Annotated in this window: 12 protein-coding genes, 2 tRNA genes and 1 pseudogene; 8 read left to right on the top strand and 7 right to left on the bottom strand. The window is 67.7% G+C overall.

The window, feature by feature from the left end:
• Window positions 1-83: 83 nt before the first annotated feature.
• Window positions 84-251 (top strand): hypothetical protein, encoded by a 168-nt coding sequence (locus tag SF06_RS18385; RefSeq protein WP_437123625.1) that lies wholly within the window; start codon window positions 84-86, stop codon window positions 249-251.
• 55 nt (window positions 252-306) lie between these two features.
• On the opposite strand, the gene sugE is transcribed toward SF06_RS18385, so the two are convergent.
• The 3 genes from sugE to rdgC all read right to left on the bottom strand — a co-directional run bounded on the left by sugE (window position 307) and on the right by rdgC (window position 2,780).
• The gene (gene sugE / locus SF06_RS15430; RefSeq protein ID WP_027591690.1) at window positions 307-621 is read right to left on the bottom strand and encodes a quaternary ammonium compound efflux SMR transporter SugE; all 315 of its coding nucleotides are present in this window, start codon (window positions 619-621) and stop codon (window positions 307-309) included.
• Between the two features lie 108 nt (window positions 622-729).
• Window positions 730-1,692, bottom strand: coding sequence for a bile acid:sodium symporter family protein (locus SF06_RS15425; RefSeq protein WP_039562481.1), 963 nt, complete (start codon window positions 1,690-1,692; stop codon window positions 730-732).
• A gap of 167 nt (window positions 1,693-1,859) precedes the next feature.
• Window positions 1,860-2,780, bottom strand: coding sequence for a recombination-associated protein RdgC (rdgC, locus tag SF06_RS15420; RefSeq protein ID WP_039562480.1), 921 nt, complete (start codon window positions 2,778-2,780; stop codon window positions 1,860-1,862).
• A 207-nt stretch (window positions 2,781-2,987) separates the two neighbouring features.
• Here rdgC and SF06_RS15415 point away from each other — a divergent pair.
• The 6 genes and pseudogenes from SF06_RS15415 (at window position 2,988) to SF06_RS15385 (ending at window position 8,349) form a co-directional block, all read left to right on the top strand.
• Window positions 2,988-3,063, top strand: a tRNA-Val gene (locus SF06_RS15415).
• A gap of 13 nt (window positions 3,064-3,076) precedes the next feature.
• Window positions 3,077-3,153 (top strand) — tRNA-Asp (locus SF06_RS15410).
• A gap of 163 nt (window positions 3,154-3,316) precedes the next feature.
• A complete protein-coding gene (gene moaB, locus SF06_RS15405; protein ID WP_027591935.1) occupies window positions 3,317-3,871 on the top strand; it encodes a molybdenum cofactor biosynthesis protein B in 555 nt (184 codons plus the stop codon).
• Window positions 3,868-5,100 carry a molybdopterin molybdotransferase MoeA gene (locus SF06_RS15400; protein WP_039562478.1) on the top strand — a complete coding sequence of 411 codons (1,233 nt, stop codon included), beginning with the start codon at window positions 3,868-3,870 and terminating at the stop codon, window positions 5,098-5,100. The genes moaB and SF06_RS15400 overlap by 4 nt, the downstream gene beginning before the upstream one ends.
• A gap of 382 nt (window positions 5,101-5,482) precedes the next feature.
• A pseudogene (locus tag SF06_RS15395) lies at window positions 5,483-7,657 on the top strand (ribonucleoside triphosphate reductase).
• Window positions 7,654-8,349: an anaerobic ribonucleoside-triphosphate reductase activating protein gene (locus SF06_RS15385; protein WP_027591107.1), complete on the top strand. Its 696-nt coding sequence runs from the start codon at window positions 7,654-7,656 to the stop codon at window positions 8,347-8,349. The pseudogene SF06_RS15395 and the gene SF06_RS15385 overlap by 4 nt, the downstream one beginning before the upstream one ends.
• 1 nt (window position 8,350) lies before the next feature.
• Here the strand turns inward: SF06_RS15385 and SF06_RS15380 are convergent, their stop codons facing one another.
• Window positions 8,351-8,770: a putative zinc-binding protein gene (locus tag SF06_RS15380; protein ID WP_027591108.1), complete on the bottom strand. Its 420-nt coding sequence runs from the start codon at window positions 8,768-8,770 to the stop codon at window positions 8,351-8,353.
• A gap of 21 nt (window positions 8,771-8,791) precedes the next feature.
• A complete protein-coding gene (locus SF06_RS15375; RefSeq protein WP_039562474.1) occupies window positions 8,792-9,469 on the bottom strand; it encodes a Crp/Fnr family transcriptional regulator in 678 nt (225 codons plus the stop codon).
• Window positions 9,470-9,787: 318 nt separating this feature from the next.
• On the opposite strand from SF06_RS15375, the gene can reads away from it, so the two are divergent.
• Window positions 9,788-10,417 carry a carbonate dehydratase gene (gene can / locus SF06_RS15370; RefSeq protein WP_027591110.1) on the top strand — a complete coding sequence of 210 codons (630 nt, stop codon included), beginning with the start codon at window positions 9,788-9,790 and terminating at the stop codon, window positions 10,415-10,417.
• 195 nt (window positions 10,418-10,612) lie between these two features.
• On the opposite strand, the gene narL is transcribed toward can, so the two are convergent.
• Window positions 10,613-11,239: a two-component system response regulator NarL gene (narL, locus tag SF06_RS15365; RefSeq protein WP_027591111.1), complete on the bottom strand. Its 627-nt coding sequence runs from the start codon at window positions 11,237-11,239 to the stop codon at window positions 10,613-10,615.
• Entirely contained in the window at window positions 11,236-13,032 is a 1,797-nt protein-coding gene (locus tag SF06_RS15360; RefSeq protein ID WP_027591112.1) for a type IV pili methyl-accepting chemotaxis transducer N-terminal domain-containing protein, read from the bottom strand. Before SF06_RS15360 ends, narL begins: the two co-directional genes overlap by 4 nt.
• Window positions 13,033-13,211 lie beyond the last annotated feature (179 nt).

Here is a 13,211-nt window from a genome sequence, read left to right as displayed (position 1 = left end):
CGGAATAGGACGTTGTTGGTTGTTTCTGTCGCTGAGCGTGTCCAGAGAGGTACTAGACGTATTGATGTGTGCGGCGTGGTCAGATGTGTATAAGAGCCAGGCGCAAGGGCCACTGGAAGCAGTTGTACGAGCAGTATCAGGCGCGTGGCCTGAGGAAGACCCAGGCGCTGGTGATCCTGGCCCGCAAGCTGGCCAGGATCGCCTTTGCCCTGATGAAGAAGCGGGAGGATTACATCCCTCGAACTGCCTAAAAGCGCTTGCAGGGCAACATAGAATCTCCCACCCAGTTGCGTGGGGCGCGGGTGTCTAATTGCTCAGCTTCAGCCCGATCAGTCCCGCCACCACCAGCGCCACGCTGATCAGCCGCAGCGGCGCCACGGATTCGCCGAACAGGAAGATGCCAGCGATCACCGTGCCCACCGCGCCGATGCCGGTCCATACCGCGTAGGCGGTACCCAGCGGCAGGCCCTTCATGGCCCAGCCGAGCAGCACGACACTGATGACCATGGCCGCCAGGGTCAGGGCCGAGGGGATCAGGCGGGTAAAGCCGTCGCTGTACTTCAGGCCGATGGCCCAGGCGATTTCGAACAGGCCGGCAAAGAAAAGAATGAGCCAGGACATGGGGCGTACTCCAGGGTTAATGGGGTCGTCCCCGCAGGCAGGGCGTTGCGTCCTTGGGGAGGAGGCAGCGCTGGCGGGGTCGTCCCCGCCAGGCGCCTATTCTGCACATCAGGGCCGGGTGGGCAAGTCGTCCGCGCTGCGATCCTGCATACGCCGGTAGACGGTGGCCAGCAGCGGGCCGGACAGGTTGTGCCAGACGCTGAACAGCGCGCTGGGCACCGCCGCAAGCGGGGTGAAGTGCGCGCTGGCCAGCGCAGCGCCGAGGCCGGAGTTCTGCATGCCCACCTCGATGGACAGCGTCTTGCGCTGCGCCAGCGGCAGGCCGAACAGCCGGCCGGCGAGGTAGCCGAGCGCCAGGCCCAGGCCGTTGTGCAGCACCACCACCGCCATGATCAGCAGGCCGGACTCGGCGATCTTCGCCTGGCTGGCCGCCACCACGCCGGCGACGATGGCGACGATGGCCACCACCGACACCAGCGGCAGCACCTCCACCGCCGCCTGCACCCGCGCGCCGAGCAGGCGCTGGGCGAGCAGGCCGAGCACGATGGGCAGGATCACCACCTGCACGATGGACCAGAACATGGCGGCGAAATCCACCGGCAGCCAGGCCGAGGCGAGCAGCCAGATCAGTGCCGGGGTGACCAGCGGGGCGAGCAGGGTGCTCACCGAGGTGATTGCCACCGACAGCGCCACGTCGCCCCGGGCGAACCAGGTGATGACGTTGGAGGCGGTGCCGCCTGGGCAGCAGCCCACCAGGATCACGCCCACGGCGATCTCCGCCGGCAGGCCGAGTGCCTGGCAGAGCAGCCAGGCCAGCGCCGGCATGATGATGAACTGGGCCAGCACGCCGATCAGCACCCGCAGCGGACGGCGCGCCACCTCGGCGAAGTCGGCGGTTTTCAGGGTCAGGCCCATGCCGAACATCACCAGGCCGAGCAGCGGCACGATCCAGCCGCCCTTGGCGATCGGCAGGAACACGGAGGGCAGGTAGAAGGCCAGAACGGCGAACAGCAGAACCCAGAGGGCGAAGGTATTGCCGGCGAAGCGGCTGAGAGCGGCCAATGCACGCATGGGGTGTTTCCTTGGTTCGTACTAAGGGAAGGCCCGCGCGCTTCCCGGCATGGCGGAAAGTGGCCGGCCGGGACTGGGCGGCGCGGGTGGCGCCGGCAGGGCCCGGGCTGGCCGCCACGCGCCCGGGGTAAGGGCAGCGTGGCGGTTGCGGGTGGTAAAGAAAGCGATCAGACCGCCTGCGCGATGTCCTCGCCGCCGAGCGCCTCGAACAGCTGCGGCAGGAAGTCGTTGAGGGTCAGCATCATCAGGGTGAAGCTGGCGTCGAACTGGCCCTGGTCGTCCTCGCCGCCGTCCTGCTCGGCCTGCTCCTGCAGCAGGTCCTCGAAGCGCAGACGCTTGATGACCAGCTTGTCGTCCAGCACGAAGGACAGCTTGTCCTCCCAGGCCAGGCTCAGCTTGGTGGCCAGCTTGCCGGCGGCGAGGTGGTTCTGTACTTCTTCGCTGGCCAGGTCCTGGCGCTTGCACTGGATGATGCCGCCGTCCTCGTGCGGATCACGCAGCTCGCATTCGTCGCGCAGCTGCAGGCCGTGGCTGGCGGCGTTGTTCTTCACCCAGCCGGTAAAGGTGGCGATAGGCGCCTGCTTGACGTTGACCGGGCGCACCGGCAGCGAGCCCAGCACTTCGCGCAGGGTGGACAGCAGGTCCTCGGCGCGCTTGGCGCTGGAGCTGTCCACGAGGATCAGGCCCTGGGCCGGGGCAATGGCCGCGAAGGTCTTAGACTTGCGGATGAAGGCGCGCGGCAGGAAGGCCTGCACGATCTCGTCCTTCAACTGCTCGCGTTCCTTCTTGTACACCTTGCGCATCTGCTCGGCCTCGATCTCCTCGATCTTCTCCTTCAGCGCATCGCGCACCACGCTGCCCGGCAGGATGCGTTCTTCCTTGCGTGCCGCCACCAGGTAGAAGCCCTGGCTGACATGCGCCAGCGGCGCGTCCGGGCCATTGCCGCAGGGCGGAATGAAGCCGTAGGTGGCCAGTTCCTGGCTGGCGCAGGGACGGGCGGGCTTTCCGGCCAGTGCGGTTTCCAGGGCCTCGGCATCGAAGCGGTAATCCGGGGACAGGCGATAGACGAGCAGGTTGCGGAACCACATGGCGGGGGCAGTCTCCTGAAGGCGCAAAGGGGCGCATTATTCCCCCTGCGCCGGAAACAGGCCAACCCCGGGGCTGGCGAATGTCGCGCAATCGGATGAAACAGCCGGATTTTCCTAAGTCGTTGGAACCTCTGAAAAAATTTTTCAAAGGGGGGGTTGCCAAGCGGTTCGGGCCTCTCTAGAATGCGCCCCACTTCGAGAGCAAATGGGTGGTTAGCTCAGCCGGGAGAGCATCTGCCTTACAAGCAGAGGGTCGGCGGTTCGATCCCGTCACCACCCACCACTCGAGGTAACGCGCAGCGGTAGTTCAGTCGGTTAGAATACCGGCCTGTCACGCCGGGGGTCGCGGGTTCGAGTCCCGTCCGCTGCGCCATATTCGAGCAAGGGTCAGACTGAAGCCCTTGCCACACAGAAAAAGCGACCTCAGGGTCGCTTTTTTTGTTTTCGCCTTCTGCGCTCGCGGCGTACCTCCATCGGGGAATGGGCGCCGTGTCGCCTTGCGTGCAGTCTGCTCATTGAATCTTCAGGAGACTGCCATGGCCCATCTTTCCAGTGCCGACTTTCAGCCTCTGCGCATCGCCGTGCTGACGGTCAGCGACACCCGTAATCTGGACACCGATACCTCCGGACACACCCTGATCGACGGCCTGCAAGGCGCCGGGCACCAGTTGGCCGACCGCGCGCTGGTACGCGACGACATCTGGCAGATCCGCGCCCGACTCTGCGCCTGGATCGCCGACCCCGCCGTGCAGGTGGTGTTGATCACCGGGGGCACCGGCTTCACCGCCCGTGACAACACCCCGCAAGCGGTCGCACCCTTGCTGGACAAGAGCGTCGACGGCTTCGGTGAGCTGTTTCGCCAGGTCTCGCTGGCCGACATCGGCACCTCCACCATCCAGTCCCGCGCCCTGGCAGGGATCAGCAACGGCACCCTGGTGTGCTGTCTGCCGGGCTCGCCGAACGCCTGTCGCACGGCGTGGGAGAAGATCCTGCTCGGCCAGCTGGATGCGCGCACCCGGCCCTGCAATTTCGTGCCGCACCTCAAGCGCCTCGATGAGCAGCCCGCCAGTTGCTGCGGGAGCCGCTCATGAGTGCCTGCGGCTGTGACAGTCACGGCCTGCGCCCGGTCGATGAAGCCATCGCCGCGCTGCTCGAACGCGTCCCGGCGCCGCCGGCGGTGGAGGAAATCGCGCTACGCGATGCGCTCGGCCGCGTGCTGGCCGAAACCCTGAGCGCGCCCTTCGATGTGCCGGCCTGGGATAACAGCGCCATGGACGGCTACGCGCTGCGCGTCGCCGACCTGCCGGCCGAGGGCGGCGCGCTGCCGCTGGCCGGACGCATCGCCGCCGGCGATACCGCGCGGCAACCGCTGCCGGCGGGGCACGCGGTGCGCATCTTCACCGGCGCGCCCCTGCCGCCCGGCGCCGATACCGTGGTGGCCCAGGAAGCCTGTCGCATCGAGGGCGAACGGGTCTGCTTCCCGCCGTTGCAGGGCGGCGAAAACGTGCGCCGGCGGGGCGAGGAGCTGCTCGCCGGCGCTCCGGTATTGGAACAGGGCAAGAAGCTGCGCGCCCAGGAGCTGGGCCTGCTGGCCAGCTTCGGGCTGGCGCGGGTGAAGGTGTACCGGCGCCTGCGCGTCGCCGTGCTGAGTAGCGGCGACGAGCTGCGCGAGCCGGGCGAGGCGCTGCAGCCGGGCCAGCTGTACAACGCCAACCGCTACAGCCTGCTGGGCGTACTGCGCAGCCTCGGGTGCGAGGTCAACGACCTGCCGGTGATGCCCGACGACCTGGCGCTGACCCGCGACGCCCTGGCCCGCGCGGCGGCCGAGCACGATGTGCTGGTCAGCTCCGGCGGCGTCTCGGTGGGCGAGGAGGATCATCTCAAGCAGGCGGTGACCGAGCTGGGCGAGCTGCACCTGTGGCGGCTGGCCATCCAGCCCGGCAAGCCGCTGGCCTTCGGCAGCGTGCAAGGCACACCCTGGCTCGGCTTGCCGGGCAACCCGGCGGCGGCGCTGATCACCGCGCTGGTGGTGGCGCGGCCGTTCCTGCTGCGCGCCCAGGGTTGCGTCGAGGTGCTGCCGCAACCGCTGCGCCTGCCCGCCGGTTTTGCCTGGCGCAAGGCCAACGGCCGTCGCCAGTACCTGCGCGCGCGGCTGGAATCACGCGACGGAGCCTTGCAGGTGGTGCAGCACCCGCGCCAGGGCTCGGCGATGCTGACCTCCGCCAGCTGGGCCGACGGCCTGGCAGTGGTCGACTGCGGCCGCACCCTGGACATCGGCGAGGCGGTGGAATACCTGCCGTTCAGCTCCCTGCTCGGGTGAGCGAAAAGTTCGCGGACAAGTCCGCTCCCACGGAACAACGGCCTCGCACAAACCCGTGGGAGCGAATTCATTCGCGAGCTTATGGGCGCGGCCGCACCTAGCCGGCCGCACCTAGCCGGCCGCCAAAAAGCTCGCGGACAAGTCCGCTTCTACAGAAGAACGGCCCCGCGCAAACCCTGTGGGAGCGAATTCATCGCGAGCTTCTGGGTGCGGTCGGCCGCTTGGCCGCCCGATGCAGAGCTTGCTTCTTGTGCACCAGGTCCGCCTCCGCCGGTCTGAAGTTGATCGAGGTCAATGGCATTCTTGTGCTTCGCCACTAGATTCAGCACAACATGTTGTGTTTTGAGTTTTCGTTGAATCTATATGTAGGAGTGAGGAGCAGATGCCGGACAGGGTGATCAGGCGCAGCGGCGAGCGCGTGCCGTTCGACGGCGAGCGTATCCGCCTGGCCATTGCCGCCGCGGGGCGGGCCAGTGGCGAGTTCGACGATCGGCAGGCGGCGCAGTTGGCGCAGGGCGTGGTGGCGCGCCTGCCGGCGACGGGTGCGGTGGAGCTGGAGGCGGTGCAGGACCTCGCCGAGCAGGCGCTGATGGAGGCCGGCCACTACGCCAGCGCCAAGGCCTTCATCCTGCATCGGGCCCGCCACGGCCGCTTGCGCCGTGACCGCAAGGCGCTGGTCGACGTGGCCGCCTCGATGAACGAATACCTGTCGCGCGAGGACTGGCGGGTGCGCGCCAACGCCAACCAGGGCTACTCGCTGGGCGGGCTGATCCTCAACGTGTCCGGCAAGGTCACCGCCAACTACTGGCTGGACGAGGTGTACAGCCCGGCCATCGGCGCGGCGCACCGCGAGGGCGACCTGCACATCCACGACCTCGACATGCTGGCCGGCTACTGCGCCGGCTGGTCGCTGCGCACGCTGCTCAACGAGGGCTTCAACGGCGTGCCTGGCCGGGTCGAGGCGGGGCCGCCGAAACACCTGTCCAGCGCCCTGGGGCAGATGGTCAACTTCCTCGGCACCCTGCAAAACGAATGGGCCGGCGCCCAGGCGTTCAGCAGCTTCGATACCTACCTGGCGCCCTTCGTGCGCAAGGACCGCCTGGGCTACGAACAGGTGCGCCAGGCCATCCAGGAGTTCATCCACAATCTGAACGTGCCGTCGCGCTGGGGCACCCAGACGCCGTTCACCAACCTGACCTTCGACTGGGTGTGTCCCGAGGACCTGCGCGAGCAGATCCCCTGCATCGGCGGCGAGGAAATGCCCTTTGCCTACGGCGAGCTGCAGGCCGAGATGGCGCTGATCAACCGCGCCTACATCGAGGTGATGATGGCCGGCGACGGCCTGGGCCGGGTGTTCACCTTCCCGATCCCGACCTACAACATCACCCACGACTTCCCCTGGGACAGCGACAACGCCACGCGCCTGTTCGACATGACCGCGCGCTACGGCCTGCCGTACTTCCAGAACTTCCTCAACTCGGACATGCAGCCCAACCAGGTGCGCTCCATGTGCTGCCGCCTGCAGCTGGACGTGCGCGAGCTGCTCAAGCGCGGCGGCGGGCTGTTCGGCTCGGCCGAGCAGACCGGCTCGCTGGGCGTGGTGACGATCAACTGCGCGCGCCTGGGCTATCTGTTCCGGGGCGACGAGCCGGGCCTGTATCGCCAGCTCGACCTGCTGCTTGACCTTGCCTACGAGAGCCTGGAGGTCAAGCGCAAGGTCATCCAGCAGCACATGGACAACGGCCTGTACCCCTACACGAAGCGCTACCTGGGCACCCTGCGCAATCACTTCTCCACCATCGGCGTGAACGGCCTGCACGAGATGCTGCGCAATTTCACCGGCGACCGCGAAGGCCTGCATACCGAGGCTGGCCGGCAACTGGCGCTGCGCCTGCTCGACCACGTGCGCGGGCGTCTGGTGCAGTTCCAGGCAGACAGCGGCCACCTCTACAACCTGGAGGCCACGCCCGCCGAGGGCACCACCTACCGGTTCGCCCGGGAAGACCGCAAGCGCTACCCGGACATCCTCCAGGCCGGCAGCGTCGAGGCGCCGTACTACACCAACTCCTCGCAGCTACCGGTGGGCTTCACCGATGACCCCTTCGAGGCGCTGGAGCTGCAGGACGCGCTGCAGTGCAAGTACACCGGCGGCACCGTGCTGCACCTGTACATGGCCGAGCGGATTTCCTCCGCCGAGGCCTGCAAGCAGCTGGTGCGCACCGCGCTGAGCCGCTTTCGCCTGCCGTACCTGACCGTCACGCCGACCTTCTCGATCTGCCCGGTGCACGGCTACCTGGCCGGCGAGCACGAGTTCTGCCCGCGCTGTGACGAGGCACTGCTGCGCAAGCAGGCGTGCTGCGCCTGAATCGACTTCCCCCAACCCAAGGAGATCTCCATGAGTACGCAACTTCCCCAGGAACAACGCCAGCGCTGCGAAGTCTGGACCCGGGTGATGGGCTACCACCGTCCGGTGGCGGCCTTCAATCCCGGCAAGCAGTCCGAACACCGTGAGCGCCGCCACTTCACCGAGTCGGCGGCCAACGGTCGCTCCGCGTGAGCACCACGCTCAGGGTCGGGGGGCTGGTCCCCCTGACCACCCTCGATTTCCCCGACCACCTGGCCTGCGTGCTGTTCTGCCAGGGCTGCGGTTGGCGCTGCCGCTACTGCCACAACCCGCAGCTGATCCCGGCGCGCGGCGACACGTCACTGGCCTGGGCGGACCTGCTGGCCTTCCTGGAGCGGCGCGTTGGCCTGCTGCAGGCGGTGGTGTTCAGCGGCGGCGAGCCGACCCAGCAGGCGGCGCTGGCCGCCGCCATGGCCCAGGTGCGCGAGCTGGGCTTCAAGGTCGGCCTGCACAGCGCCGGCATCAAGCCGCAACGCTTCGCCCGGGTGCTATCGCAGGTGGACTGGGTGGGCTTCGACGTCAAGGCGCCGCCCGGGCATGGGCAGACGATCACCGGGGTGGCGGACAGCGACCGCGCCAACTGGCAGAGCCTGGAACGGCTGCTGGACAGCGGCGTCGCCTACGAATGCCGCACCACCTTGCACTGGCAACTGCTGGACGCCGAGCGCCTCTGGGCTCTGGCCTGCCGGTTGGCCGAATGCGGTGTCCAGCGCTTCGTGCTGCAGCCGGTGCGCAGCGCGCGGATGCTGGACGCCAGGCTGGGCCCGAGCCTCGCGCCGGCCGATTGGCCAGCGCTGCGTCAGCGGCTGGAAAACCTATTCCCGGCCTTCGAGGTGCGCGGCTGACTCACTTCACCACGCGCAGTTTCGGTTTCGGCTCCGGTGGCGGCGGGGTGGGGCGCATGCGGTCGCTGGCGATGATCTGGCGCATCTCCTCCAGCAGCTCGTCGGCCTGTTCGCTGGAAAAGTCCTCGTGGTGGCGCTTCTTCAGGCCGTAGGAGCTGAGCACCACGTGCACGTTGGCGGTCACGCCGTGCTGCTCCAGGCAGGCGCGCACACACTGCAGCTGGCAGCCATCGATGGCCAGGATCGGTCGCTGCGAGTTGGCCTTGCTGACCAGCGAGGCGACCCGGCCGCCCACCCCGGCGATGCAGGACATTTCCGCCAGGCCGCCACGGTCCAGGCGCACTGCCAGGGTGTTGGCCAGCTGCGCAACGTTGGAACAGCCGGAGCAGGAGTAGACCAGGGGGAGCTTGGGATCGGGCATGACGCGCCTCCTGCTGGCGAGCTACTGAATGAAACCGGTCAGGGCGGGCGTGTCCAGCACGCGGATGCTGCGGCGTTCCATGGCGATGATGCCGGCGTCCATCAGGCGGTGCAGGATGCGCGAGAAGGTCTCCGGCTGGATGCCCAGCTGCGAGGCGATCAGGCGCTTGGGCACGTGCAGCTGCACCAGGTTGGCGCCGTCCTGCAGTTCCTGGTTGAGGTAGCGCGCCACCCGCTGGCTGGCGTTGGCCATCGCCAGGGTGTCGATCTCGTCGAGGAACTGCTGCATGCGCTGGCTGAAACGCCCCAGCAGGTTCAGGCACAACTGCGGCTGTGCTTCCAGCAGGCGTCGGTAGTGCAGGCTGTCCAGGCTCACCAGCGAGCTGGTCTTCAGGGCGCTGGCGCTGAACGGGTTGCACTCCTGGCCGCTGAACATCAGCGTCTCGCCGAAGCTCTGTCCGGGCTGGATGATCTCCACCAGCTTTTCCTGGCCTTCCATCAACACGCGGGTCAGCTTCATCTGGCCCTGCACCAGCACGTAGAAGCGCTCGGCCGGCTCGCCCTGATGCAGCAGGCATTCGCCAGCGTCCAGCCGGCGCTGGATGGCCAGCCGGCAGACTTCCTGGAACGGTCCCTCCGCCAGCCCTTCGAACAGCGGATGATGGCGGAGCGTGGTGAGTATTTCCGTGTCGGTCAGCATGCGCACCTCTAGGATCGGTTCCCGTTTCGGCGTCGGTCGTGAAGCCGTGCCAAATGGCGCCATGCCATACGACCGGATGGGCCGAGCCCATGCTAGGGAGGCGTTGGCGAGGCGACCATTCCCCCGTGGCACTACCTCCAAAGGGGCATGGCCAGTGGGTGCGACCTAGTGTCGCCGCTCCGGTGCGCGAATCCGCTTGATCTTGATCAGTTTGCTCGGATTTAGCCGAGGGGCATCGACCGGGCGACCTTGACCAACGACAACGGCGGCCCGCCGGACGCGTGCTAATCAGGCCGCGATTCTTTCGGGAGTAGGCCCATGGACATTCACCAACTGCTGGACAACAACCGCCACTGGTCGGCCACGCTGCGCGCCCGCGACCCCGAGTTCTTCGCCCGGCTGGCCCGCCAGCAGCGGCCGGAGTTTCTCTGGATCGGCTGTTCGGACAGCCGCGTGCCGGCCAACGAGGTGGTCGGGCTGCTGCCCGGTGAACTGTTCGTGCACCGCAACGTCGCCAACATGGTGGTGGCCACCGACATGAACCTGCTGTCGGTGCTGCAGTACGCCGTCGATGTGCTGCGGGTGCGCGAGATCATCGTCTGCGGCCACTACGGCTGCGGCGGCGTGCGCGCCGCCCTCGGACACGCCGCCCTGGGACAACTGATCGACAACTGGCTGCGCGCGATCAAGGCGCTCTACCACCAGAACCTGGAACGTTTCGCCGGGCTGGACGAGGAGCAGGCGGTGAACCTGCTCTGCGAGCTGAACGTGCAGCGTCAGGTGCGCAACGTCTGCCACACGCCGATCGTGCAGGGCGCCTGGCTGCGCGGCCAGCCGCTGGCCGTGCACGGCTGGATCTACGGGCTGGACGACGGACGGGTGAAGGACCTGGAGGTCACCGTGGACAGCCCGGCGCAGCTGGACGAGACCTTTCGCTACGAACCGTAGGGTGGCTTGCGCGTTATCGATCCACCGTGCGTGCCATAGGCGCGCCATGCCGGCGCGTTGGTGGACAAGGAAAACGTTGTCCACCCTACCGGTCCCGACAGCCCGGCGCAGATCGTAGGGTGGATCGCGCTCCACCGATCCACCGTGCGTGCCGCAGGCACGCCATGCCGACGCGATGGTGCGGGGTGGGGGGCGCTAGCGCAGATGCTCCAGCGCCCACACTGCCGCTTCCACCCGGCCGCGCAGGCCGAGTTTGTGCAGCAGGTTCTTCACGTGCACCTTCACCGTGCCCTCGGTGATGCCCAGCTTGTTGCCGATCATCTTGTTGCTCAGGCCGGCGGCGATCATCTTCAGTACCTGGCGCTCGCGGTCGGTGAGGTCGGCCTGGCTCGGTCCCTGGGGGCTGCGCAGCGCCTGGGCCAGCACGCTGGTCAGGGCCGGGCTGATCGCCATCTGCCCCTGTAGCACGCGGTGCAACTGGTCGATCAGCTGTTCGGGCTCCATGTCCTTGAGCAGGTAGCCATCGGCGCCGAAGCGCATGGCGTCGCGCACGTCCTCCTCGGCGTCGGAGACGGTGAACAGCAGCACCTTGCCGGTGAAACCGCGCTCGCGGATCTTCTTCAGCGTCTCCACGCCGTTCATCTGCGGCATGTTGTTGTCCAGCAGGATCAGGTCCGGCTGGAGCTCGGCCAGCGAGTCCAGGGCCTCCTGACCGTTGCCCGCTTCGCCGACCACCTGCAGGTCGTCCTCCAGTTCCAGCAACTGGCGAATGCCGCGGCGCATCATCGGGTGGTCGTCGACCAGCAGCAGGCGGTAGGTCATGTCAGTCTCTCGTGGGGAATCAGGCTCAGGAACACCGGGCGGAAGCGCAGTTGCACCCGGGTACCGCGCGGTTCGCCGGGGCCGATGGCCAGGCTGCCGCCCAGGCTGCGGGCACGTTCCTGCATGATGGTCAGGCCATGGTGCTGGCGCTGGTCGTACTCGCCGGACAGGCCGCGGCCGTTGTCTTCGATCAGCAGCTCCACCTGCTCGCCATCCTGGCGCAGGGCGACCGTCACCTGGTCTGCGCCGGCATGCCGCGCACAGTTGGACAGCGCCTCGCGGGCCACCTGCAGCACGTGGATCTGCTCGCTGGCCGACAGGGTGAAGGCCAGCGGCTGAACCTGCAAGCGCACCTGGAAGTCACCCCGCTCGGCGAATTCCCGGGTGGTGTCCTGCAGCGCCTGTTCCAGGCCGCCCTCCTGGATGGACAGGCGGAAGGTGGTAAGCAGCTCACGCAGCTGGCGGTACGCCGAGTTCAGGCCCTCGCGGATCTCCTCGCTGACCGCCTCCAGACGCTCCATGGGTTCGCCCCGGCGCATCAGTGTCTGCAGGCGGCTGACCTGCAGCTTCATGTAGGACAGCGCCTGGGCCAGCGAATCATGCAGCTCGCGGGCGATCACCGCGCGTTCCTCGAACAGCAGCAGGCGATGTTCCTGCTCGCGCTGGCGTTCCAGCGACAGCGCGGTGCCGATCAGGTTGGCCAGCGCCTGGATCAGTTCCGCTTCCCAGTCCCGCGCCGGCCGGCCGGCGAAGCTGGCGCGCAGCTCGCCCAGCTCGCTGCCTTGGTTGACCACCGGGCAGGACAGCAGGTTGGGGCTGCCGCGCAGGGTGCACAGGGCGCAGTCCTCCGGTGCGCAGATCTCCCGCACGCGGTCGCTGTGCAGCGCCACCAGCTGCTCGGCCGGCTGGCCGGGCTCGCCGTGCAGGCACAGCGACAGCTGCAGACCGGGCAAGCGGCTGCGGAAGTCCTCCAGCAGGCTGCCCAGGGCATTGGCGTCGGCGGCACCGCTGGCCAGCCGGCGGCTGCTCTGGTAGAGCAGCTGCAGGGCGGCGTTGGCCTGCGCCAGGTTGGCGGTTTCCTCGGCCACCCGGCGCTCCAGGGTCTGGTGCGAGCGCTCGATGGCCTCGGCCATGGCGTTGAAGCTGGCGGCTACCTGGCCGAGCTCGTCCTCGGCGTCGTACTTCACCCGTACCCCGAGATCGCCGGAGCGGAAGCGCTCGTTGGCGGCGACCAGTTCCTGCAGCGGCGCCAGCACCGTGCCCTGCAGCTGGTAGATGCCGACCATCAGCACCACCACGGTGACGAACAGCGCCAGGCCCTGGATGGTCTGCACCCAGCCCTGCTTGGCCTCGCTGCGCTTCTGCAGCAGCAGCACGAAGGCATTCAACTGCTCGACGAAGTTTTCCGCGCGTGGCGGGAAGTCGTCGAAGTCTCCGCTCAGCAGCGCCGGCTTGAGTTCCTCCCGCCAGCGTTGCTGCAGCGCCAGGTAGGCGTCATGCAGATCGGCATTGCTCTTCAGCTCCAGGGTCAGCGCCGGGCTGGCCAGGCGTTCCTCGAACTGCGTGGCCAGCTGGCGCACCTGCTCCGGGCTGTGCTCGGCCTCCAGCTTCCAGGTCATGCGGTAGATGGCCATGCGCAGCGAGCCGGCGGTATTGATGGCCGCGGCATCGCCTTCGCTGAGCTTGGCGATCAGCCCCGAGCTGAGGGCGCTGGCCAGCGCGAAGATCACGATCAGCGACACCGCGACCCCGGCCCGGGCCGGCAGCGAGCCGTTCCACCAGCGTTTTGCCACAGCTACCTCCAAAGAGTTCACGGTGCCGGCGTGGCACCCGGAATGAACCGAAGCGTAAAAGCAAGTCATTGAAAAACAAGGCATTTTCCGAAGAAAACGGGGTTACCTCTTTCGGGGTAAGCCGGCCGATCCTAGGAGTGCCACCCCCACGGCCACCATGATTTTCGTCAAGGTTGGCC

Source organism: Pseudomonas flexibilis, from assembly GCF_000802425.1.
In the GTDB taxonomy this organism is placed as follows: domain Bacteria; phylum Pseudomonadota; class Gammaproteobacteria; order Pseudomonadales; family Pseudomonadaceae; genus Serpens; species Serpens flexibilis.
This window is presented reverse-complemented; position numbering and strand designations above follow the sequence as displayed.